At 29.7% G+C, this 23,849-nt stretch carries 18 protein-coding genes and 2 pseudogenes; 10 read left to right on the plus strand and 10 right to left on the minus strand.

Annotated elements, in window-relative coordinates:
* Positions 1-2: 2 nt before the first annotated feature.
* The 4 genes from ASUIS_RS04265 to ASUIS_RS04280 are packed head-to-tail and all read left to right on the plus strand — an operon-like array spanning position 3 to position 4,518.
* Entirely contained in the window at positions 3-2,147 is a 2,145-nt protein-coding gene (locus tag ASUIS_RS04265) for a xanthine dehydrogenase family protein molybdopterin-binding subunit (protein ID WP_118885839.1), read from the plus strand.
* 4 nt (positions 2,148-2,151) lie between these two features.
* The gene (locus tag ASUIS_RS04270) at positions 2,152-2,934 is read left to right on the plus strand and encodes an XdhC family protein (protein WP_118885840.1); all 783 of its coding nucleotides are present in this window, start codon (positions 2,152-2,154) and stop codon (positions 2,932-2,934) included.
* A 1-nt stretch (position 2,935) separates the two neighbouring features.
* A complete protein-coding gene (locus tag ASUIS_RS04275) occupies positions 2,936-3,520 on the plus strand; it encodes a nucleotidyltransferase family protein (RefSeq protein ID WP_192894443.1) in 585 nt (194 codons plus the stop codon).
* On the plus strand, positions 3,520-4,518 hold the full coding sequence (locus tag ASUIS_RS04280; RefSeq protein ID WP_118885842.1) for an aldo/keto reductase: 999 nt from the start codon (positions 3,520-3,522) through the stop codon (positions 4,516-4,518). The genes ASUIS_RS04275 and ASUIS_RS04280 overlap by 1 nt, the downstream gene beginning before the upstream one ends.
* A 131-nt stretch (positions 4,519-4,649) precedes the next feature.
* Here the strand turns inward: ASUIS_RS04280 and ASUIS_RS04285 are convergent, their stop codons facing one another.
* Positions 4,650-5,003 carry a hypothetical protein gene (locus tag ASUIS_RS04285; RefSeq protein WP_118885843.1) on the minus strand — a complete coding sequence of 118 codons (354 nt, stop codon included), beginning with the start codon at positions 5,001-5,003 and terminating at the stop codon, positions 4,650-4,652.
* A gap of 393 nt (positions 5,004-5,396) precedes the next feature.
* Here ASUIS_RS04285 and ASUIS_RS04290 point away from each other — a divergent pair, with 393 nt between their 5' ends.
* Together ASUIS_RS04290 and ASUIS_RS04295 are read left to right on the plus strand one after the other, a co-directional pair.
* Positions 5,397-6,542 carry a tyrosine-type recombinase/integrase gene (locus ASUIS_RS04290; protein ID WP_118885844.1) on the plus strand — a complete coding sequence of 382 codons (1,146 nt, stop codon included), beginning with the start codon at positions 5,397-5,399 and terminating at the stop codon, positions 6,540-6,542.
* Between the two features lie 172 nt (positions 6,543-6,714).
* Positions 6,715-7,068: a helix-turn-helix domain-containing protein gene (locus ASUIS_RS04295; protein WP_118885845.1), complete on the plus strand. Its 354-nt coding sequence runs from the start codon at positions 6,715-6,717 to the stop codon at positions 7,066-7,068.
* Between the two features lie 172 nt (positions 7,069-7,240).
* Here the strand turns inward: ASUIS_RS04295 and ASUIS_RS04300 are convergent, their stop codons facing one another.
* Positions 7,241-8,605, minus strand: a complete 1,365-nt coding sequence (locus ASUIS_RS04300; RefSeq protein ID WP_118885846.1) for a HipA domain-containing protein — start codon at positions 8,603-8,605, stop codon at positions 7,241-7,243.
* A 133-nt stretch (positions 8,606-8,738) separates the two neighbouring features.
* Here ASUIS_RS04300 and ASUIS_RS04305 point away from each other — a divergent pair, with 133 nt between their 5' ends.
* Positions 8,739-9,581, plus strand: a complete 843-nt coding sequence (locus ASUIS_RS04305; protein ID WP_118885847.1) for a hypothetical protein — start codon at positions 8,739-8,741, stop codon at positions 9,579-9,581.
* A 245-nt stretch (positions 9,582-9,826) separates the two neighbouring features.
* On the opposite strand, the gene ASUIS_RS04310 is transcribed toward ASUIS_RS04305, so the two are convergent.
* Positions 9,827-10,873 carry a hypothetical protein gene (locus ASUIS_RS04310; RefSeq protein ID WP_118885848.1) on the minus strand — a complete coding sequence of 349 codons (1,047 nt, stop codon included), beginning with the start codon at positions 10,871-10,873 and terminating at the stop codon, positions 9,827-9,829.
* Between the two features lie 171 nt (positions 10,874-11,044).
* Positions 11,045-12,589: a hypothetical protein gene (locus ASUIS_RS04315; protein ID WP_118885849.1), complete on the minus strand. Its 1,545-nt coding sequence runs from the start codon at positions 12,587-12,589 to the stop codon at positions 11,045-11,047.
* A 384-nt stretch (positions 12,590-12,973) separates the two neighbouring features.
* Between ASUIS_RS04315 and ASUIS_RS13665 the strand changes: the two genes are divergently transcribed.
* From ASUIS_RS13665 to ASUIS_RS04330, 3 genes and pseudogenes are all read left to right on the plus strand, one after another.
* A complete protein-coding gene (locus ASUIS_RS13665; RefSeq protein ID WP_192894444.1) occupies positions 12,974-13,531 on the plus strand; it encodes a hypothetical protein in 558 nt (185 codons plus the stop codon).
* A 52-nt stretch (positions 13,532-13,583) separates the two neighbouring features.
* Positions 13,584-13,730, plus strand: a pseudogene (locus ASUIS_RS04325) (IS256 family transposase); the annotation flags it as partial.
* A gap of 241 nt (positions 13,731-13,971) precedes the next feature.
* Complete coding sequence (locus tag ASUIS_RS04330; RefSeq protein ID WP_118885850.1) at positions 13,972-15,108, plus strand: Fic family protein; 1,137 nt, start codon at positions 13,972-13,974, stop codon at positions 15,106-15,108.
* A gap of 38 nt (positions 15,109-15,146) precedes the next feature.
* Here the strand turns inward: ASUIS_RS04330 and ASUIS_RS04335 are convergent, their stop codons facing one another.
* The 6 genes and pseudogenes from ASUIS_RS04335 to kdpA all read right to left on the minus strand — a co-directional run bounded on the left by ASUIS_RS04335 (position 15,147) and on the right by kdpA (position 23,784).
* Positions 15,147-15,710 carry a recombinase family protein gene (locus ASUIS_RS04335; RefSeq protein ID WP_118885851.1) on the minus strand — a complete coding sequence of 188 codons (564 nt, stop codon included), beginning with the start codon at positions 15,708-15,710 and terminating at the stop codon, positions 15,147-15,149.
* Between the two features lie 390 nt (positions 15,711-16,100).
* Positions 16,101-16,793 (minus strand): winged helix-turn-helix domain-containing protein, encoded by a 693-nt coding sequence (locus tag ASUIS_RS04340; RefSeq protein ID WP_118885852.1) that lies wholly within the window; start codon positions 16,791-16,793, stop codon positions 16,101-16,103.
* 2 nt (positions 16,794-16,795) lie between these two features.
* Complete coding sequence (locus ASUIS_RS04345) at positions 16,796-19,474, minus strand: DUF4118 domain-containing protein (protein ID WP_118885853.1); 2,679 nt, start codon at positions 19,472-19,474, stop codon at positions 16,796-16,798.
* A complete protein-coding gene (kdpC, locus tag ASUIS_RS04350) occupies positions 19,455-20,045 on the minus strand; it encodes a potassium-transporting ATPase subunit KdpC (RefSeq protein WP_118885854.1) in 591 nt (196 codons plus the stop codon). Before kdpC ends, ASUIS_RS04345 begins: the two co-directional genes overlap by 20 nt.
* Positions 20,046-20,055: 10 nt before the next feature.
* Positions 20,056-22,055, minus strand: a pseudogene (kdpB, locus tag ASUIS_RS04355) (potassium-transporting ATPase subunit KdpB).
* Positions 22,056-22,086: 31 nt separating this feature from the next.
* On the minus strand, positions 22,087-23,784 hold the full coding sequence (kdpA, locus tag ASUIS_RS04360) for a potassium-transporting ATPase subunit KdpA (protein WP_118885856.1): 1,698 nt from the start codon (positions 23,782-23,784) through the stop codon (positions 22,087-22,089).
* Between the last annotated feature and the right edge of the window lie 65 nt (positions 23,785-23,849).

Raw genomic sequence — 23,849 nt, forward strand, 5'->3', positions numbered from 1 at the left:
AAATGAAATTAACTAGAAGAGACTTTTTAAAAAATAGCACACTTTTAACTTCGGCTTTTGTTATTGGATTTCATCTTCCAATAAAAGGAATGGCAGCTCAATTAGAAAATAAAAAAGAAATCATAGAGCCAAATGCTTTTATTAAAATTAATAAAGATAATAAAATTACATTTATTCTTGGGCAAGTAGAGATGGGACAAGGAGCATATACAGGAATTGCTATGTGTATAGCTGATGAGTTAGATGCTTTTTGGGATGAGATTATTTTTGAACCAGCACCTGTAAAAGATATTTATAATATTCCAGGAATGCCTATGATGTTAACGGGTGGTTCTATGAGTATTAAAACTCAACAACAAAGAGTTAGACTTGTAGGTGCAACTTTGAGATTTATGCTTAAATCTGCTGCTGCAAAAAGATGGAAAGTAAGAGTTTATGATGTAGAAACAAAAGACTCATATGTTATAAATAAAAGAACAAAAGAGAAATTATCTTATGGTAGTTTAATTGATGAAATAAAAAATATGCCAATTCCAAGTGATGTGAAATTAAAAGAAAAAAATGAGTATAACTTAATAGGAACAAGAGTTAAAAGACATCCAATTGAAGTTGAAGAAAAAATAACAGGAATTGCTAAATTCGGTATTGATGTTAGACTTCCTGATATGAAATATGCAGCACTCGTACAACCAAGGGTATTTGGTGCAAAAATTAAAAGTTATGATGATTCAATTGCTAAAAATATGGCAGGAGTTTTAAAAATAAAACAACTCCCAAATGAAAAAATTGCTGTAATAGCAAATCATTGGTATCAAGCAAAACAAGCAAGTGAAGCAATAGATGTTGTTTGGGATAATGGTGAATTTGAAAAAATTAGTTCAGCTGATTTAGAAAAAGAGTATAAAAGCTATTTAGGTAAAGAAGATTTACCAATAATGAAAAAAGATGGTGATAGTAAAACTGCATTTGATAAGGCTTTTAAAGTTGTAGAGGCAGAGTATTCTTTTCCATTTTTAGCCCATGCTCCAATGGAACCACTAAACTGTACAGTTCATCATCAAGGTTCTAAAGCATTTATGTCTGTTGGGGGACAATTTCAAACATTATATAGAGGAACAGCAGCAAAGATTCTAGGAATAAATCCTGAAAATGTTGAATATTATAACAACTATTTAGGAAGTAGTTTTGGAAGACGAGCAAATCTTTCAAGTGACTTTGTTGTAGATGCTGTTTTGGTTGCCAAAGATGAAGCTTATCCTATTATGACTTTATGGACAAGAGAAGATGATATTAAAATGGGTTATTATAGACCAATGACTTTAAGTCGTGCAAAAATGGCTGTTGATGAAAAAGGAAATATCACAGCTTTTAAAGCTGATTTAATCAATCAATCTTTAACAAAAGGAACAATGTTTGAATCAATGATGTTTAAAGACGGTATTGATAAAACTCAAAGAGAGGGAATTGAAGACCATCCGTATAAAATATCAAATCATGATTTAAAAGCATTTTGTCCAACTTCACCTGTTACTGTTTTATGGTTGCGTTCAGTTGGGCATACAGTATCAGCACCCATTGTTGAAAATATAATTGACCAAGCTGCTGTTTCTATAGGAGCTGACCCACTTGATTTTAGAATCAAAAACTTACAAAATCCAAGATTTGTAAAACTACTTGAAAATGTAGCAGCTCAATCAAATTGGTACAAAAGAGAAAAAAATAGTGGGTTTGGAGTTGCAATCGCAGAAAGTTTTGGCAGTATCGTAGCTTATGTGGTAAAAGTAAAAGTTGAAAACAATGATTATAAAGTGCAAAATGTTTGGGCTTGTGTTGATTGTGGAATGGCAGTAAATCCACTTGGAATTGAAAATCAAATTGAAGGTTCAATTAACTTTACAATTGGATATATTAAATCAGCTCAAATTACTCTAACAAATGGTGCAGTTGACCAAAACAATTTTTATGATTATGAAGTAAATAGACTAAAAGATGCTCCTGATTCAATCAAAGTTGAAATCATAAATTCAGGTGAAAAAATAGGTGGAATAGGTGAGGTTGGAGTTCCTCCGATGTTTGCAGCTGTTATAAATGCTTTAGCTGATGCAACTGGAAAAAGATATACAAAATTTCCAATAAAACTGGGATAATTTTATGTTTAGTGATAAAGAACATCTAAAATTTATTGAAAAATGTAAAAATGAAAAACTTGATATTGTAGTAACCAGTGTTGTTGAAACACTTGGTTCTACTTATGCAAAAGCTGGAAATATAATGCTTGTAAATTCAAATGGTGAATTTATAGGTGTTTTAGGAAGCAAATTTTTACAAAATAAAATAGTTGAATCTTCAATAAAAGCTTTAGAAAATTGTCAAATAGATACATTTGAATCAATTCCTTTAGATGAATCCTCTGGGCATGGAACTTCAAAATATAAGATTGAGCCATTTTTTTATGAAGAAAATTATGGCAAAATTTACGAATATATAAAAAAGCCATATTCTGTTTTGATTTTTGGTTCAGGTGCTCATGTGACTTCTTTTATTTTTATGGCAAATTTAATGTCTTGGAAAACAACAGTTATTGATGTTAAGATTTCTAAAGAGTTTGTAAAAGAGGCTGATGAGGTAATAGAACTTTCAAATCTTGAAGATATTTTATCTATGGATTTAAACTCTTATGATGCTTCTGTGATTTTAAGTCATAGCCCAAAAACCGATGATATTTATTTAAAAGCTTTGCTTAATTCAAATATGAATTATATTGGAATGATGGGAAATAAAAAAAATATGCAAAGAATAAAACAAGAGTTTGGTTTACAAAATGACAAAAGATTTTTTGCACCAATTGGACTTGATATTGGTGGAAATACTCATCAAGCTATTGCACTTTCTATTTGTTCACAAATAGAAGCCCAAAAAAATGGAAAAATTTAAAATGCAAAACGCTAAAGATTTAGCAGTTGTGATTTTAGCAGCGGGAACTTCTTCAAGATTAGGAGAGATAACAAAACAACTTTTAGTTTATAAAAATGAAACTCTATTAAAAATTGCAGTTAAAAAAGCCCTTGAAATCTCAAAAGACGTTTTTGTGATTTTAGGACATGAAAAAGAAAAATGCGAAAAAGAGTTGGAAGATTTTGATGTGAATATCATTTATAATCCAAACTACAAAAAAGGAATGGGAACAACACTCTCTTTGGCAATTAGTTGTACAAAAGAGTTTGATCATACTATGGTTATGCTTTGTGACCAGCCTTTTATTCCAATATCACATTTTCAAGCTTTGAAAGAAAATATTCAAAAAGAAAATATTATTGCTTCTTCATACGAAAAAAGCAAAAGTCCAAAAGTTCCAGCAATTTTTCCTAAAAAGTATTATGATGAACTTTTAAAACTAGATGCTGATTTTGGAGCAAAAGAGCTCTTACAAAAAGAGAGTTGTATTAATATTCAGTTAGAAAAAGATTTTTGTATAGATATTGATACTATAAATGATATTGAATTTTTAAAGGATAAATAATGAAATACACAAAATTTGCAAATACAGACATAAAACTTTCAGCTATTGGTTTAGGTTGTATGGGAATGAGTGCAGCTTATGGACAAAGAGATGATACTGAAAGTATTGCTACTTTAGAGCGTTCAATAGAACTTGGAATAAATTTTTGGGATACAGCTGATATTTATGCAAATGGGTCTAATGAAGAGTTGATTTCAAAAGTTTTGACAAAAAATAGAGATAAAATATTTATAGCTACAAAATTTGGTTTTAGAATGAAAAATGATATTGGTGACTCTTTTAGTGGAGATGTTTTCATAGATTGTTCAGTAAAACATATAAAAGAAGCTGTGGAAAAAAGTTTAAAAAGATTAAATACAGATATAATTGATTTATATTATGCCCATAGAATTGACCAAAATACTCCTATTGAAGAGACTATTGAAGCTATGAGCCAACTAGTACGTGAAGGAAAAATAAAATATTTAGGACTTAGTGAATGCACAGCTGATGAATTAAAAAAAGCCCATGCAATTCATCCAATTTCTGCCCTTCAAAGTGAATTTTCACTTCTAACTCAAGATATTAAAAAAGAGATATTGCCACTTACAAAAGAGTTAAATATTACTTTAGTTCCTTTTGCTCCATTAAGTCGTGGTCTTATGTCAAATAGTTTAGAAATTGATAAATTAGTTGATAATGATTTTAGAAAAAATCTTCCAAGATATAGTGGAGAATATCTTGAAAATAATAAAAATCTTGCAAATGAATTTGCTTTATTTGCAAAAGAAAAGAATTGTACACCAGCTCAACTTGCAATTTCTTGGGTTATAAATCAAAGTGATAATATCATTCCAATTCCAGGAACTAAAAGAAGAAAATATTTAGAAGAAAATGCAAGTGCTGTTGATGTGAGTTTGAACTTAAATGATTTAGAAAGAATTGAAAATATTTTAAAAAAATATCCAAATATAGGTCCAAGATATTCTCAAAGAGAAAATAACTTTGTAAAAAAATAGTATGTTATAGGTATAAGAACAGCTAAAAATATGTTTAGCTGTTTTATGTTGTTAAAAAAATTATTAGTCAAATTTGATTAAATATCTATCTATTTAAATTCCTATGATAAAACTTTTAGATTTATATATGTTTATTTTTGTAGATTTATATGATAAATTGAATTTCTTTTAATTTCTAATTTATCAAGCTGATTTGATAAAAAATATTCAGCAATTCTTTTAATTTTATGTTTTGTCATATCTTTATTTAGTTTATTGATAGTAATAAACTTATCAATTTGTTCTTCCCTTGTTTTTTCATCATTGATATGTATATATAATCTTTTAATAAAAAGCAAATTTATAGGGATTGAATTATATTCTAATTGTTTTGATGAACAAGTTGAAGAACAAACACCTTCGTATAATCCACCTTTTGAAGACATTTTTTTCTCACAACATTTACAAGTTTTTACTCCATCACCATTAAACGTAAATGTTTGCAACTTTTCCCCTTTACTAAATTATTTATAATTTTTTTTTGGAAGTATAACAAAAAAAATCAGATTATTTTAATTTTTATGCTAAATAATATTCAGTAACACTATTTATAGTGATTTTAAATCAAAAAAAAGGCAAGAGATAAAAACCTCTTGCCTTTTTGATAAAGTAGTAATTAAGTGCTTATTCAGCTACTGATACTTCTACTGGTGTACCTTCTCTAATTTACATAATATCTCTTTTTTACTATTTTATTCTAAATGATACTATAAGCTCCTAATTATAGGTATTTTAAAAACTATTTTAAAATATAAAATAACTCTTTTATCCTATCTTAACCTATTAAATTCTATTATTAGGTGTCAAATAGGTGTCAAAAATATACATAGGAAAATCCATTGAAAAAAACAAAATTTACAGGTGTTTTTTATAATGAAACAATAAATAATGGTAAAGTATTTTACATAAGATATAAGTTAAATGGTAAACCAATTAGAGAAAAAGTTGGGAGTGAGAAAGAGGGCATTAATGCAGCTTATGCAAATAAAATAAGAGTTAAAAGAACATTAATAGATAGATTAAAAGAAGATGCACCAATGCTTTTAAATCAAAAGTTACCAACTTTTGATGAATGTTTTAATTTATACTATAAATCAATAGAAAATAAAAGTGATAGTCAAAATACTAAAAGAAGATATGAATTACATGTAAAATCGACTTTTAGACATATAAAAATAGATGACATTACAACTCAAATGGTAGATGATTTTAAATTAAAAGCTAAGAAGTTAAAAAGTCTCAAAACAGGAAGAGAATATGCTCCTAAAACAATCAATGATTGGATAAATATCATTGGAACGGTTTTTAATTATATGATTTCAAAAAAAGATTTGAATGTTAAAAATCCAGCAATTGCAACTAAAGTAGAAAGAGAAAAAGTTGACAATGATAGAGAAAGATATTTAGAATTAGATGAAATTAAAAAGATTTGGGATGCATTAGATAATAGACAAGAATACTTTGATAATCAAATTAGAGATGAAGTAACTGAAAATATAAAAGTATTTTTAGCATTAAGCATATCAACTGGAGCAAGATTAAGAAGTGTATTAACTATTTCAAAAGCAGATGTTAATTTAAATTCAAATACAGTAATTATCAAAAATCATAAATCAAATAGAACATATAACGGATATATACATTCTGCATATAAAGAAATAATTGCTAAAAGAATAGAAAAACTTAGTCCAATTGATTATCTTGTAAATAGTTCTCCTAATGAATTAAATAGAGTTGCAATAAATAAAGTTTTGCAACCAATCTTTGATAAATTATTTAATCAGGGATTAAAAGTTGAAGATAGTAAACGAAGAGTAGTAATACATACTCTTAGACATACTTTTGCTTCACAGTTAGCAATTCAAGGAACACCAATATATACAATTATGAGATTAATGGACCATGCAGATATTAGTCAAACTATTAGATATGCAAAATTAAATTCTAATAATGGGAAAGATGCTGTACTTGAATTGAAGTTTTAATTATTAAAATAGACTTAATTATATTAAAATATAAAATCATATATATCTTACAATATACTATAATATAGTACTTTGTGAATAATTTAATTTTATATTAATATTCTATTATATAGAATATTAATATAAAGTAGAATATATTTTCTATAAAATAAAACATATGGAGGGATTTATTATGTTAGATATTTTGTTTGGTAGTAAAAATGCAGAAAGAGTATTACAATTTTTGTTAGCAAGAAATAGTGCCTATGCAAGAGAAATAGCATTATTTTACGATGTAAGTCCCTCTGTAATTAAAAAACAATTAGAAAAATTTGAAACAGGAAGTATTATTGTTGGTAGAGATATTGGAAATATAAGAATTTATGAATTAAATCAAAGAAATCCATTTATTAAAGAACTTACTGCGTTATTAATAAAGTCTAGATCTACTTACGAGCCAGAGGAAAGAGCTAAATTAGTTAGAAAAGATAGAAGTAGACCCAGAAGTAAAAATAAACCACTTATTCAAAGAAAAGATAATATTTAGGATATATTATTTTACAGGCTCATTTTCACTTCGTTTGACACTAGATATTAATTTATATATTAAATCCATTAAAAATTAGTCAATAGCTTTAAAAGAGCCATTAATTAATTCTATAAATTAGCAAAACTAACAGAAGATTCAAGTATTTAAATGAGGATTGAAGCTAAAAGCTTTATTCCCAAAAACCACTTTCAGAATCTTTTTTTGTTGTAGTTTTTTCAAGTAAATTTTTCTCAATAAATTCCAACCTGTTGTTATAATATTTTCTCAATACTGCATCAAGTGTTCCTTTTGAGTATTTCCCATGATGAAATACAAGACCTTTAATTTCATTAGGTAATTTTTCAACATACATTAAAAATGTATCTTTAAATTGGGAATAAACTTCATTAATAAGATTAATAGCAATATCTTTATCAATTTTAATAATATCTGCAAATTTTAAAAGTATTTGTCTATCAATATTTTTTGTTTTATTTATAATCTTAAGACCTATATCTCTATCAATTAGTCCTTTATAGATTTTAGTGGTAGAGATATCATAAAATGGTGAAAGTTGTTTATTCTCTTCAGTAGACTTATTACTTACATTAATTAAAGATAAGTTTTTTGCATGTAAATCTCCATGTCCTATTACAACTGAAAATATTATAAATTTAAAAAGTATGATTTCCTCTCCGTGGTTTAAATACTCTTTTGCAGTTTCAAATACCTCTTGCATTGTAACTTTATATTTTTCTGTACTTATTTTATTCATAAGAGTTAATAGTTCTGTATGATCAATCTTACTGTCATTATATCTATCGAATCTTTTTATAAAGTAGTGATAATCTATTTCATGTTTAATAATTCCATTATAAGGTACTTTAAAACCAAAATCTCTTGCAAGTGTCATAAATAGATGTTCATTGATTAATAAATAAGGTATGTAACTTCTATCTTTATCTTTGTAATCATAATGGGAATAATGCCTATTATATGGTTTCATAAAATAATTACTCAATTTTCCTGAATCATGAGTAATTGTTTTATCTTCCTTATTTATCAAAATTGAGAATTTATATTGAAAACCTGATAATCCAATAACCTTTCCCTTTGTTATACCCTCAGGATATAAAGTTTCATTTGAAATATTCAATTCGTAATCTTTTAATATATTAGGAAATTCATAATTATTATCCAAGATTTCATCAATTTTTTCATTATATACAAACTTTTCAAAGCTCTCTAGTGGTCTATATGCTTCAAATTCTTCTTGCGAGTAAAATTCGTATGTACCATGAACATTCTCTAGATGTAAAAGAATATCTATACTGTTTGTTATTTCATATTGACTTTCCAATAAAATTTTTTGGTCATGTTCTGGGATCATATTTTCAAATATTGGAAATAATACATCTGAAGTATTAATTTTCTTACTTAAACTTCCTAAATATTGCTCTTTTGGTACAAAATCGAGATATTCAAAAGTAATTACCCCTTCAGAAGACTGGGTTAAAATTCCTAGAGGTAAAGTGTTTTTGATTACATAAATCATAAAATTAAACTCCTTAATTAAGTAAATTTACTTAATTTTAACATTATATTTAAAATATGTCAAGGTTTGAAAAACTTGACATATAAATATAATACTGATAAAATAAAGTAAATTTACTTTATTAAGAGAAGTTATGAGACAAGATAAATATACAAGAAATAAAGAAAAAATCCTTGAACATGTAAAAAATCATGGTGTCTTTTCTTTTGAACATATCCCTATGATATTAGAAAACTTAAAAGATGAAAACCTGCTTCAACAAAGTATGTCTTCAAATATGTTCTATTCTAAACTATTAGAAGATGGGTTAATCTCTTATACAGTAACTTTTAGAGATATTCAAAAAATAAGATATACACTAGATAAAGAATTTAATATATATGATTTTGCATGCTCTCTTGAAAATAAGAGTTTTTTCCCAATGTTTACATCACTTAATATTCAGGGATTATCAAATTATAGAAACAACTTTGTCTTTATTTCTAGAGAAAGAAAAGAGAGAAACAACTTTACTTCAAGAAGTTTAACCCAAGATGCAATTGATAAAGCATTTACTAGCAACCCAAGAAGAACAAAAGCTCATGATGTTATAAATGGATATAATCTTGTTTCTCTAGAAAGTAATAACACAGGTAGCATTGGTATAACTAATTATAAAGGTTATAGAGTATCCTCAATTAATAGAGCTTTTGTTGAAATTATAAGTAATATTCACTATTTTGTATCACCTGACAATGTAATTAATGAATTCAAAATAATAAAAAATAAATTAGATATTGATGAGATATTTAAAATAATTGAGAAATTTGATTTTATATATCCTTACTACCAACTTGCAGGTTATTATTTGGAAAAAATTGGGTTTATAAAAGATGAATTATTTAAATTTTATTCAAAAAAAAGTGACTTAATTTTTTATACAGTTAAGAACAAAGAAAGATATAAACTTGATGAGTATTGGAATATAAAATATTAATTTACGCTAAAATTATCATAAATCAAATTGTACGTATAAATGATGTAACAACCATATAAGATTTATTACATAGTGAATATCTCAATCTTATTTGTTCAAGATTATCAAATGGAAACGGATTCTTAATAGTTTAATTGGTGGATTTAAAATTAACTCTTCTTTTACAGTTGATAATGCTTTAATCTATATCTCTAATATTTTAACAAAATATATTAAATGGGATAATCTTTATTTTCTAATATTTGTTAGCGTTCATTTTCATTTAATAAGTTTATAATAGCTTTTTTATCTATAGAAGGTAATCCTAAAGTAAAACTTTCTTTAACTTTTTTATTAAAATCTTTTTTAATACTTGAATTATGTAAATGGACTGGACCAAACTCCAATTCAGGGTGGTGATCCGCTGAATCTATTCTAGCAAATTGTTCACCTGTTTCATCAAAAAACATATAGCCATAATCTAATGGACTTGTTATTCTAAATATTATTTTAATATTCGATTTATTTCTAATTGCTGTAATCGTGTCTTTTTTATTACATTTTATTATCATACAATCTAGTTCTTCTTTTAGAAATTTTTTCGTATCAGCTAAAAGTTCATCTGTAGATATATTAGTCAATGAGATAAATTCTTCACTAGTATAATTTTTTACAAAGTAATTAAGTGCTGAAATATCGTTTGAATGTATATTATCAAAACATATTTCACATACATCATAAGAGAAAAAGAAAGCTTTTTCCGCTGAAACTGTAGTACTCACTGTATATTTAATTTCATTAGAGCAAAATAAACAATCTTTTGTATTAATTCTTAGTCCATATTCAGTATTTGTGTTTTTTTCTCTACCCAAAAACAGTTTTGTTATTAGTTTATTTTTTTCTTTTACATAATTAATTATTCGTTCTGAAAAGTTTCCTTCCTGTTTTAAAAATACATTATAATTATGTGGACCATAAATATTTTCTAGTTCATATTTTTTTCGATATTTTCCTGCATCAAGCAATTTTTTAGTTTCGATATAATATGAACGTGATAGATGATATAGTTCAGTATTATTATAATAAGCAATCAACTTGAATATACTATTTTCACAATAAATATGGACATTGTTTGCTTCAGTTATCATATATTCTAATTGTTCACTAGTTTTTAATTTAATTCCAATAAATGGATATTTATAATCTTCTTTTATAACTAAAAAAGCATTAAATAATGCATCAATTTCAGTTCCTTTTACACCTTTTTTCATTAAAGAATCAATATCTATTAAATCTTGAATATCAATTTTCATTTTGTTCCTCTTCTAAAGACTTGTTAGAAATTCTGTTTAAGTTACTATATTAGCTAAGTCTACTATGATATAATATAATTTTATTAATGTTATTTATATTTATAGAAAATATCAATAATTTATTTTTTGTCAGTTCTAACACTTATAAAATAGTCATTTCTGTAGAAATATTTATATCTCGATTCTTTTTAAAAAACTATTCATATCGAAATTAGTTTTCCAAAATACTATACGACTTGGGCTAAATTTACTCCAGTCAATTGTATATTCTCTGCAAATTACACCTCTTAATTTAAAACTATTATCTATCATTTGCAGAAATGAACCTATTAAAGTTCTATGATTACCTGTTGAAACTATGTATCTTTTTACTCCATTAATATCATTAAATGAAATATATATTGGTTTATCTATTTCAAATTCCTTAAAGAAATAATTTGTATCATAGTTTGCTTTTGTAGAATCAAAAAACTCACAAAATTTATATCTATCTTTACCATTTAATATATTAATTAATGAGGTATGAGTAAAAGGTTTTTGATAAGAACCAATCACATCAAGAGGAAAAATATCCATTGTATAGGTCTTTGAACAGATACTATATTTTTCATTATTTAAGATTTGATCTAGTGTTAGTTTACCAAATTTTTCACCTCCAATATTAATCCAACATTTATTGATGTTTTTATTTTTAGAGGTAAAAGTTTTAATCGCACTAATTGCATTTTCTGGGTTTTCATGAAATATTTGTTTAATATTTGTAATTACTCCGTTATCTAAATCAATTAGTCGAAGATTTTTATATCGGTCTAATATTTTTTTATTATCAAAAATATCTAATTTCTTTAGAAATAAATTACTGTTTAATACAATTTCATTGTCAGTCATTCCTAAATATCTTAAATAAGAAATTAATGATAATCCACTTTCTAATAGAAAATCATCTTTACTTATATTTAATTCTTTTCTTAATTCATCAACTTTTAAATTTATCGAGCCATTAAAAAACATAGCTCTTTCTATTCCTAAAGGATGAGATGCCTTTTTTCTTTTTTCTTTTGAAATAGGATTAAAAAAATCAAATAAAAAATATAAACCTAAAAGATGATTATATATTAAATCTTTATCCGTCAACTTCTTTAATCCTTTATTAATTTCTTTTTTTATACTAAGAATACTTGCAAAAGTAAGTATTGCTGCAGTTGAGTCTGCTTCTAACTCCATAGCTTGAGATTCTATTAATTGATCTTCAGAAAGGCAAGATAAATCAATAAATTCTAAAATTTTTTTACTAGATCTTTTATAATCAGTATGTCCTAAAATTATATGAGAATATTCATGTAAAGAAATAAAATATAACCAAAAGTAAAATAAACTATCTGCAAATAGTTGTCTATTATCATTCTTATTAATTCTAAAAATATCTAATGTTGAAGTATAATGTGCAAATGTATAAAGGTCTTTAATTAGTAAAGAACATATATATATTTCATAAGTATTTGGAATTCCAATTATCTTGTCTGCATATGCATTATATTGATATTTATAGTTAGTGCTCCAAGGGTTTCTATATCTAATATTGATCTCTTTTTTATATTTGATAAATTGATTTTTTATAAACTTATTTAAATTAGTTTCTATATTTATATATATGCTCTCCATTTTTTCTTTTGATAATTCATATACTAATAATTTTTCTAAATCTTCTTTTTTCATAACTTTCCTTTTATTTTTTTAATTTTACCATATGATTTTTTTATTATTAAAATAATTACAAATTGTAATAATAAATAAAATTTAAGTAAATAATTTTCAAATATTATTTTAATTTTAGAAATATCTTAATTCAAATTTGTCACCTTTGGTGAACAACGAGTTGCAAAATTGGGAATAAATTGCGTTAGAAATTTGTGACCACATTTGGCATACTCGCTTAGTTTATTTTCGTAGGCAATTTTTATTATATAATTAAGATATATTTAACTAATATTTAATTTTTATTTAATACTATTTATTAATATTAAATATATTTAAAGTATTATTGATTTTGTTAAATATTTACTATATAATACTTAATAATTTAAAATAAGGTTTAATTAAATGAAATTAGAAGAATTTATGAATAAATATGAACCTAAGAAAAAAAGTTCTGTTTTTGATGAATATTTAGATGATATAAATACTCTTTTAAATCTTAATTATTCGCAGAAACAAATTATAGAATATCTAAAATCAAATTCTAAAAATAAATCTGGATTAACAGAAGCTAATCTTAGCATTTATTTATCAAAGATTAAAAAAGAAAATAAATTTGAAAAAGCAAAAGATAAAATAGTTGATGAAAATTCAAAAGAAATAGTTATTGAAGATAAAATTAAACCTAATCAAAATGAAGAAAAAGCAAAAGCTTATGATGAAATTAAAGAGCATTGTATGGTATTAAGAAAAAAGTATTTAAGTGAGAGTGAACAAAAAGAAGTTAAATCAGTTATTTCATTAATTGATTTTTTTGTAAAAAAAGCAATTAACAAAGATATTACTCAAAAATTACCTAAGAATGATAATTATATAACTCCTATTGAATCAAATGAAGAAGATAACTCAATTTCTATTTATACCAAAATTGCAAAAATGAGAGAAAATAACAGCTTAGGTTAAAAATATTAACCAAAACTTAAATAGATACAATTTCGCACTAGAGGATTAATAAAATGGAAATAGTCTTCTCAAACTTTTGTATATGGGTATTCAGAATGCTTCTAAAAAATGGACTATACCTATTTGGAATTGATCGCTAACTATTTCACAGTTGGCAATATTGTTTGAGGGCAGACTAGATGAATCTTTAAACTTATGACTTAAAAAGTGATTTTTGTTGTTCAAAAAGTCCTAAGGGTTTGAGAGAATCTCCAAATTCTACTTTTTGAACAATTTTTGGAACAAATTATATCTCTAAATAAAGGTTATAAAGCCAATAAGTGAGATTTTCTAATTTTGTTCCAAAATTTAGAGTTAATGATACGATAAATATAGTTTTTCATACCGTTATTTGGTATGAAAAACTTGCTTTTTCATACTAATTTAGTTAAAATGATTCCATGAAAAAACAAAAATGGATTTGGGAATACGAAGAGTATCCTAATTTTAAATATGATAAAGATAGATTATCACTAATATTAAGAGATATTGCATATGAGCAAGGTAAACTAAAAGCTTTTATGCTTTTAATGGATCAAGAAAGTACAAAATACTCTTTAGCTACTACCCTTGAAAATGAGATAATAGCCAGTTGTCAAATTGAAGGAGAAATATTAAATAGACAAAGTGTAAGATCTTCTATTAAACAAAAACTTGGACTTGAATCTCATGAACATTATAATGCTATTAGGAAAGAAGACAACTATGTTGAAATATTAATTGATGCTAATACACATTATAATGAAGCTTTAAATTTAGAAAAAATATTTGGTTGGCATCATGCAATGTTTGAAAAGGGTTACAGTGGATTTTCTAAAATAAAAGTAGCTCAATTCAGAGGCGATGGCTCTATGCAAGTTGTATCAGGTGATTACGGAAAGGAAAAAATTCATTACGAAGCACCACCCTTTGATACATTAGAGCAAGAAATGAATAGTTTTATCCAATGGTTTAATGAAACACCTAGTTCTTTAGAAAAAGCAGCAATTACACATCTTTGGTTTGTAATTATTCACCCTTTTGATGATGGAAATGGTCGTATAACTAGAGCTTTAACAGATAGAGTTTTATCCAAATTAGAAAAGTCTTCTTTTTCAAAAATTTATACTATGTCAAAGAGTATCTATGAAGATAGAAAAGGATACTATAATGCACTAGATAAAACAACAGGTAGATTTGAAAAAGACGAGCCTTTAGATATTACATATTGGATGGAATGGTTTTTTAAAACTCTACATGACGCTTTATTAGATGCCCAAAAACAACTATCATACATTGTTGATAAAACAAAGTTCTGGGATGCTCATAGGGGTGATGAATTAAATGCAAGACAAATTAAAGTATTAAATAAACTTCTAGATATAGGTAATGAAAATTTTAAAGGTGATTTAACAAAGAAGAAATATGTAAAAATTGCTAATACAGCAGAAACCAATGCATCAAGAGACTTAGCAGACTTACTTGAAAAAGCTTGCATCAAAAAAGTTGAAGGTACTTCAGGTAAAGGTACTAAATATACGATAAATCATAAAACTTGATATTTTTAACTAGTGATTAAATGAAGTAGTCAAATTGACTACTTCTTCTTAGCTACATCTTTAATTGCTCTATAGATTGTATTACGAGCTACATGAAAAAACTTAGATAACCATGCAACAGATTTTCCTTTTTCATGCTGCTTGTGTATAACAATTTTCTCTTTAGTATCCAGAATAGCTTTTCTGCCAAACTGAACACCTTTTTTCTTTGCAGCTTCAATCCCTTCTCTAACACGCTCATTTATAAAATCACGTTCAAACTCTGCAATAGCACCTAACATTGTGAATAATAGTCTACCTGCTGGAGATGTTGTATCAATGTTTTGATGTAATACTTTGAGATTTACATCTTTATTTTGTAAAAACTTTGCAATGTTATGAAGGTCTATTACAGACCTTGCTAATCTATCCAGTTTTGTAATATAAAGCACATCACCTTCTCTTACGAAGCCCATCATAATCTTAAATTGCTCGCGATCTACTTCATTCTTTCCTGATCTTTTTTCTGAAAATATCTTTTCACAGCCTGAATTCTTGAGTTGATCAATTTGATTCTCAAGATTTTGACTGGAAGTTGAAACTCTTGCGTAACCTACATTCATAATAAATCCTTTGTATTGAACTTATTATTTATCTCATATATTAGAATGATTGTAAAGTAATATCTATTTTTCGGAAAGTACAGGTTGTTGAACTTGTGTTATGACTCATTTTTTCGTGTCTTATTTCTTGTTGCCAGATCAGTCTAATTTTTACTCTGTTTTCGTATATAAAACCTATTAAAACCCTTACAATTTCTAAAAATATCATAAAATAGAGTAGATAAATAATAAGTTCAACAATCAAGCCAAAAATAGAAGCTATTACAAGTAGTGTAACAGCTAAAAAACTTCTAAATTCAATCTATTTTGAAAAAATATTTTTAATTTTTCCATAATTCTCCAAAGTTAAAAAATTTAAACCATAACAATTTACCAATATGTCAATAGTGACTACTTTACTGTTGGCACTTGACATCGATACCCCATCCCTGATTCTGTAACAATATACTGTGGCATAGATGGATTCTCTTCTATTTTTTTACGAAGTTGCGCCATGAAAACACGTAGATAATGTGTCTCATTTCCATAGCCTCTTCCCCACACATTTTCTAAGACAAAGATATGGGTCAAAATTTTGCCGCGATTTTTGGCAAAAAGAGAGAGAAGTTCAAACTCTTTTTTTGTAAGCTTAACTGGTTTGGAATCGATAATCACCGTTTTATTGATTAAATTAATCGTGAGTTTACCAATTGTAATCTCATCTTGAACAGATTCGTCTTTTTCTTGGACACGACGATATAATGCTTTTATCCGTGCAATCAGTTCACCGATACTGAAAGGTTTAGTCAGGTAATCATCTGCTCCCATATTCAATGCTTCAATCTTTTCACTCTCAATGTCACGTGCACTGACTACTATAATAGGTACATCACTGAACATCTTTGCTTCTTTGATGAACTTTTTGCCATCACCATCAGGAAGCCCTAGATCAAGGAGCACTAACGAGATAGGATTCTGAGAAAGTGTAACAAGACCTGATTTTATTGAGTCTGCTTTTAACAACTCATATCCTGCTGCACCAAGAGAAATAGACAACATTTTTTGGATTCTGCTGTCATCCTCAATCAATAAAATATTTGCCATTTTTATCCTTCTATATTCATTTTTGAGTCATTTGAGTTAATCGGGAGAGTAATTGTCAATACAAATTCACCATAGTGCTTCACCGCATTGATACTCCCCTTATGTGCCTGTATAATCTCTTTGATAATTGAGAGTCCAAGACCTGAACCTTTGATTTTAGCCGAGATTTCAGCCCGATAAAATTTATCAAATATATTAGATAATTCAGACCCATCAATATCGCTAGGATTAGAAACCGTAATTAAAAGATTAGCTCCTCGCTTTACAGCATTAACTTTAATTTCACCGGCTTTTGAGTATTTTAATGCATTATCAAAGAGATTGAGCATTACCTGCTCTAGCAATGAAAAGTCCCCTTTAATAGGTGGTGAATCGACATGAAATCTAAAAGTCATATCTTCCCGTGGATGCTGCTTTAATGCTTTTTGATAGGCAGTTCCCAAAATATCTTCTACATCACACCAATCTTTTTTCAGATGAATCAATCCGTTTTCAAGTCGTGCAAAATCCAAAAGATTTTTAAGAATCCGCTCCATCTCTAAAGCACTATCTTCAATATTTTCCAATAACTGCATTTCGGATGCATCAGAGATAGTTACATCTGGGCTATTAATTGTACTAACTGATCCTAGAATTGCAGCTAAAGGGGTTTTAAGTTCATGATAGACCGAGTTAAACAATACCGATGTTAATTTTTCTGAGGCTTCCACCAATTTAATATGTTGATTTTGGCGAAAGAGACCAATACGCCACAATGAAACTGCAAATGTATTCATAAAAGCAGATAGTAATTCATATGTCGGAGTGTCCAATACTGGCAACTCTATTGCAACCACGGCTAAGGTCTTATTAAAAGCTTTAGATGGGAAATAAGTCATTTCTATATTGGGCAGCGTATTGGTAAATTTTCCGGCACTTTCACCGTTACGATAGACCCATTGTGCACAGGCCTGGTCATTCGATGAGATACGAAAGAAATTGCACTCCTCATTGCTGAGAATCTCACTGTTCACAATCGCTGAAACAATTTTGAGTTTATCAGATTCATCAGGAATTAACACTATTGTTTTCGAATTAAAAATAGCATGCAATTTTTCAACTGCGAATTTTGAAGCATCCTGCTCATTGTCAAAATCTCCTAATCTGGAGCTTAGCTCATAAAGCCGCCGAAATCTAGTTTCTTCGTTTTTTATTGCCTTATTCTTGGCTTTGATCACATCGGATAGCTTTCCTGACGTATATCCAACAATCAAAAAGATGATAAACGATAGTATATAACGAAGGTCATTCACGCTAAATCTATAATAGGGCTCAATAAATAAGAAATCAAATAATAATACTCCAACCAGTGCTGTAAAAAAAGAGTAAGCCACACCATAACGGACTGCAGAAAAAAGAGTTAAAAGGAGATATAGTAGTGTGATATTAACAATTCCAAGTAAATCTTTTCCAATAAAAGAGATACCCGTTATGCCGACTAACATAACCAGTGAATTTAGATAATAGCGAAGATTATCGGATATCCCCTCTAAAGGCTTAATCTGTTCAAATAAAGAGGTGTTTTTTTTCTCAAATGGAACGACATCAATGATACATTTAGGCTTTCTATCCATTACACTTTTAGTCAGATTTGGAAACATTAACCCGAAAAAGCGACTTTTAGGACGAGTCATCACCAATTCAGTGATACCATACTCCTCGATTGACTCGATTACTGAATCAGTTTTATCTCCAGATACTTTAGAAACAATTGTAGCACCTAATCTTTCAGCAAGTTTGACATGTTTGCGTATCTTCTCACTTTTTTTGGAATTTCCTGGGGCATCAGAAGTGATTTGCAATGCGATTAATGGTGCTTTTAATGAATCACTGAGCCGTTTGGCATAACGTACCGCATCCATTGACTCTTCGTGATGATCAATACAAACCATAACCGTGTTGGTTTGAACCCGTCTGCCATCACGTTTGGCAACTGAATATTCGTTGATCTCATCGCTTACTTTAAGAGCAGCTTTACGTAATGTGAGCTCACGCAATTTATTAAGATTTTGTTCTGTGAAGAAATTATTGAGTGCAGACTCAACCCTATTTTGTGGGTAAATTTTGCCATTTTTTAGCCGCTCGATCAGCTCATCTGGCGGTGTATCGATGAGCCGAAAACTGTCCACTCTCTCCAAAATACTATCGGGAACTGTTTCAATTACGCGAACATTTGTGAGTGAATAAACGACATCATTAAGGCTCTCAATGTGTTGAATGTTCATCGTCGCAATAACATCAATGCCATGTGAGAGAATTTCAAGAACATCCTGATAGCGCTTTTCGTAGCTAGAACCTTGTGTATTGGAATGAGCAAGTTCGTCAATCAGTACCACTTCAGGGTCACGTTTGAGAATCGCATCGATATCGACTTCACTAAATTCCGCTCCACCGTAACGAATCTTTTTGCTAGGGATAACTTCCAAACCTTCGGCTAACGATTCAGTTTCCATACGTCCATGTGCTTCAAGATACCCAACGACCACATCAATACCACTTTCTTGGAGTTGACGCCCTTTTAAGAGCATGGCATAAGTTTTACCTACTCCAGCAGCAGCACCAAGATAAAGGATAAAATTTCCCTGTTCAGCTTTTTGTATCTCTTCTAGGAGACTTTCAGCCTTAGATTTTAACTTTTCCAAATTCTCTGTCTAATGTTAAATTTAATGTTACGACATTTATTTTTTCTTCCCCTATGATACTCCAATAAACCTTTTGAGTATTTTTATGAATAACATCTATCACTTTAGATTCTTCAATTCCACGTGATAGGGCTACTCGTTTTGCCTGTATCATTGCATTCACCACAGTGATGTGCGGATCAAGTCCACTTCCACTAGTCGTCACTGCATCCATTGGAACCTTTTGAGTTGCCTTCAATCCATTTTCCATTCGATATGCATTCACTCGCTCTTTCACCGCATCGTGGAGTTTTTGGCTAGTATATCCAAAATTTGATCCGCTCGACGATGTAGCATCATACCCATCCGTTCCTGCTGATGAAGGACGAGGATGAAAATAATACTGCTGTGTAAAATTTTGGGCTATCAATGTCGAAGCTATAGGTGTTTTACCTTCATATACCAATGAGCCATTAGCTTCGGATGCAAATACACTTTCGCCAATTGTATTTATAAGCAATGGATAGGCAAGACCACATATTAGTGTTAATGTTCCAAATACTATAACCGATTTTTTAATTTCTTTTAACATCTTTTTCTCCTTAAACCAAACCGAGTGCACTAATGAGCATATCGATTAATTTGATACCTATAAATGGGGTAATAATTCCCCCTAATCCATAAATAGCGAGGTTACGTCGTAGTGCCGCCTCCTCACTTTGGGCTTTAAACGCTGCTCCTCGTAATGCAACAGGTATTAGTGCCACAATAATAAGAGCATTGAAAATTACCGCTGAGAGTATTGCACTTTTAGGGCTAGTCAAGTCCATGATATTAAGCACCGATAAGGATGGAAAAATAATCACAGCTAAAGCGGGAATGACAGCAAAATATTTTGCCACATCATTTGCAATACTAAACGTTGTTAACGCTCCTCGCGTCGAAAGAAGCTGTTTTCCTACTTCAACAATTTCAAGCAGTTTTGTTGGGCTGCTATCGAGGTCAATCATGTTCGCAGCTTCTTTAGCTGACTGTGTCCCACTATTCATAGCAAGCCCAACATCAGCTTGTGCTAGTGCAGGAGCATCATTAGTGCCATCACCAGTCATTGCGACTAGATGCCCCTCTTTTTGGTACTGCTGAATCAAACGAATTTTGGTCTCAGGAGTCGCTTCTGCGACAAAATCATCCACTCCAGCTTCTGCTGCGATAGCGGCAGCAGTAAGGGGATTATCCCCTGTAATCATAACCGTTTTAATTCCCATTAATCTTAATTGCGCAAACTTTGTTTTAATCCCAGGTTTTACGATATCTTTTAACATCACTACACCCAAAATTTTTGCATTAACCGCAATAACAAGTGGTGTAGCACCCTCTTTAGCAATTTTTTCGCAGATTCCTCTACACTCAACATCGAACATTCCACCATAGTTCTCGACAAATGTAGCAACTGAATCCATCGCCCCTTTTCGGATATGAACATCAGCAATGTTTACACCACTCAAACGAGTATCAGCACTAAAGGCGATTAATGTTTCATTCCCTTCGAGTAATAATGTTTTTGCATTCATAGCTTCCGCAAGAGCCACGATACTACGTCCCTCAGGTGTTTCATCTGCTTTAGATGAAAGAACTGCATAGGAAAGTAGCTCTTCTTGACTCACATTGCCAACAGTAAAAAATTCACTTGCCATACGGTTCCCGAATGTAATAGTTCCAGTTTTGTCAAGCAATAATACAGAAATATCTCCCGCCGTTTCAACCGCTTTACCACTAGTAGCAATAACGTTTTTTTGTAGTAGTCTATCCATACCAGCAATTCCGATAGCACTAAGTAATCCCCCAATGGTTGTCGGTATAAGACAAACAAATAGCGCTGCAAGTACGAGCAATGAAAAGGAACCATTAAAATATCCAACCAAAGGCTGTAATGTCGCTACTGAAAGCAAAAATATTAAACTAAATCCGATAAGAATCAAACTTAATGCAATTTCATTTGGAGTTTTTTGACGTTTAGCACCCTCGACAAGTAAAATCATTTTATCAAGAAAACTCTCGCCCTTAGCTGCTGTTACACGAATTTTAATCCAATCTGATAGAACCGAAGTCCCACCTGTAACCGAACTACGGTCTCCTCCGCTCTCACGGATTACTGGTGCAGATTCTCCAGTAATTGCACTTTCGTTGACACTTGCAACCCCTTCAATTACTTCACCGTCAATAGGGATTAACTCACCAGCCATTACTATTACAATATCACCTTTAGTTAGTAATGATGCATCAATATATTCAGTTTTATCACCTACAAGACGATTGGCTTTCAAGTTGCTTTGAGTTTGACGTAAACTCGATGCCTGTGCTTTTCCTCTCCCCTCAGCCAACGCTTCGGCGAAATTAGCGAACAAGACGGTAAACCAAAGCCAAAATAGGATCTGAAAGTTAAACCAAAAATCAGCAGAATCAAAATTTCCCGTGCAAAAAAGAACCGTACAAAATGCTGAGCACAATGTCACGGCAAAGATGACTGGATTTTTAATCTGATGTTTAGGATTGAGTCGTATAAACGACTCTTTAAATGCATTTTTTATTATTGCGTTATTATTAATTTGAACTGTTTCTTTCATATTTTTTCCTTAATATATCTTGCCAGATAGCATAAGTACATGCTCTGCAATCGCTGTAAACGTTAATGCTGGTAAAAATGTCAACGCTCCCAAAATTAGAATGGTAAACGCCAAAAAGATGGTAAACGTCGTATTATCACTTTTCACTGAACCAGAAGATAGAGCATACGTTTTTTTGTTCGACATACTCACAGCAATTGCAATCATTGGAATGATTACCCCGAAACGACCAATAAACATCGCAATAGCCAACGTAATGTTATAGAACGGTGTATTCGCTGTAAGTCCAGCAAATGCACTTCCATTGTTTGCAGCTGCAGATGTGTAAGCATAGAGAATTTCTCCCAAACCATGCGGTCCAGCGTTGTTTAAGCCTGCTAGTCCATCGGCATAATTCGCCGCAATTGCCGAAAATCCCAAAATTGCCATCGATGGAAGCAATAAAGCGATGATAACAGCTTTAATCTCATAAGCTTCAATCTTTTTACCCAAATACATAGGTGTTTTTCCAACCATTAGACCGATCATAAACATTGAAAGGAGTACATAAACTATCATTGCGTAAAATCCTGCACCGACCCCACCAAAGATAACCTCTCCAACCATCATCTGAAGCATCATTGTCCCACCAGCAAGAGGCGAATAACTGTCATGCATAGAGTTAACTGCACCACATGATGCCGCTGTCGTAACCGTTGCAAATAGACTCGATGCACCTAAAGCAAACCGAACTTCTTTCCCTTCCATACTTGGTCCATTTTCAACACCCAAAGAGCTCAGCATCGCATTTCCCTGCGATTCAGCATAGTACGTACCACCCAGCGTTAGCGCAAACAACAGTGTCATCGCCCCAAAAATAGCAATCCCCTCTCGACGGTTACCTGCAAATTTACCATATGTAAACAACAATGCGACAGGAATTAAAAAGATTGAAAATATTTGTATAAAATTAGTCAATTCATTCGGATTCTCAAAAGGATGGGCACTGTTGACATTGAAAAATCCGCCACCGTTAGTCCCAAGCAGCTTAATTGCCTCTTGACTTGCAACAGGACCCATTGCCAAAGTTTGTTTTGCTCCTTCTATTGTAGTTACATCAATATACGGTGCTAAAGTCTGAATTACCCCTTGTGACACGAAAAAGACTGCACAAATCAGCGCAATTGGCAATAACAAACGTAATGTTGTTTTAGTCATATCAACATAAAAATTGCCAATTCCTCTACCCGTTAAACCACGCATAAGAGCTACTGCCACTGCAGCACCAGTAGCTGCGGAAAGGAAGTTTTGAATACTTAACCCGACCATTTGTGAAAAGTAGCTCATCGTACTTTCACCACCATAACTTTGCCAGTTTGTATTAGTAACAAAACTAATGGCTGTATTGAGTGCTAAATGCCAACTTAAATTCGAGAAATTTTGTGGATTAAGCGGAAACACATTTTGAAAAAATAACATAAAAAATAAAGCAAAAATTCCAAGAATATTAAACACCATCAGTGAAACAGTGTACTCTTTGAAACTTTGTGATTTTTTAGAATCAATACCACTGATACGAAATAAAATATTTTCAATCGGAGATACAATTGGATCTAAAAATGTTTGTTTACCATCAAAAATCTTGTAAATATAATTACCAAGAAAAAAGCCAAAAATGACCACCAAGATTGCGAATAACGCAAATAATACCATGTCTAATTCTTCCATTTATAGCTCCTCAATCTTTACAAGAGAGTAAATGAAGTAAATAAGCAACATTATTGCAAGCGTTG

This window comes from Arcobacter suis CECT 7833 (assembly GCF_003544815.1).
Taxonomy (GTDB): Bacteria; Campylobacterota; Campylobacteria; order Campylobacterales; family Arcobacteraceae; genus Aliarcobacter; species Aliarcobacter suis.

What these genes read in the sequence shown, in the direction of transcription:
- ASUIS_RS04265 (WP_118885839.1), top strand. Translation starts at nt 3, where the DNA reads ATGAAATTAACTAGAAGAGACTTTTTAAAAAATAGCACACTTTTAACT.
- ASUIS_RS04270 (WP_118885840.1), top strand. Translation starts at nt 2,152, where the DNA reads ATGTTTAGTGATAAAGAACATCTAAAATTTATTGAAAAATGTAAAAAT.
- ASUIS_RS04275 (WP_192894443.1), top strand. Translation starts at nt 2,936, where the DNA reads ATGCAAAACGCTAAAGATTTAGCAGTTGTGATTTTAGCAGCGGGAACT.
- ASUIS_RS04280 (WP_118885842.1), top strand. Translation starts at nt 3,520, where the DNA reads ATGAAATACACAAAATTTGCAAATACAGACATAAAACTTTCAGCTATT.
- ASUIS_RS04295 (WP_118885845.1), top strand. Translation starts at nt 6,715, where the DNA reads ATGTTAGATATTTTGTTTGGTAGTAAAAATGCAGAAAGAGTATTACAA.
- ASUIS_RS04300 (WP_118885846.1), bottom strand. Translation starts at nt 8,605, where the DNA reads ATGATTTATGTAATCAAAAACACTTTACCTCTAGGAATTTTAACCCAG.
- ASUIS_RS04305 (WP_118885847.1), top strand. Translation starts at nt 8,739, where the DNA reads ATGAGACAAGATAAATATACAAGAAATAAAGAAAAAATCCTTGAACAT.
- ASUIS_RS04310 (WP_118885848.1), bottom strand. Translation starts at nt 10,873, where the DNA reads ATGAAAATTGATATTCAAGATTTAATAGATATTGATTCTTTAATGAAA.
- ASUIS_RS04315 (WP_118885849.1), bottom strand. Translation starts at nt 12,589, where the DNA reads ATGAAAAAAGAAGATTTAGAAAAATTATTAGTATATGAATTATCAAAA.
- ASUIS_RS13665 (WP_192894444.1), top strand. Translation starts at nt 12,974, where the DNA reads ATGAAATTAGAAGAATTTATGAATAAATATGAACCTAAGAAAAAAAGT.
- ASUIS_RS04330 (WP_118885850.1), top strand. Translation starts at nt 13,972, where the DNA reads ATGAAAAAACAAAAATGGATTTGGGAATACGAAGAGTATCCTAATTTT.
- ASUIS_RS04335 (WP_118885851.1), bottom strand. Translation starts at nt 15,710, where the DNA reads ATGAATGTAGGTTACGCAAGAGTTTCAACTTCCAGTCAAAATCTTGAG.
- ASUIS_RS04340 (WP_118885852.1), bottom strand. Translation starts at nt 16,793, where the DNA reads ATGGCAAATATTTTATTGATTGAGGATGACAGCAGAATCCAAAAAATG.
- kdpC (WP_118885854.1), bottom strand. Translation starts at nt 20,045, where the DNA reads ATGTTAAAAGAAATTAAAAAATCGGTTATAGTATTTGGAACATTAACA.
- kdpA (WP_118885856.1), bottom strand. Translation starts at nt 23,784, where the DNA reads ATGGAAGAATTAGACATGGTATTATTTGCGTTATTCGCAATCTTGGTG.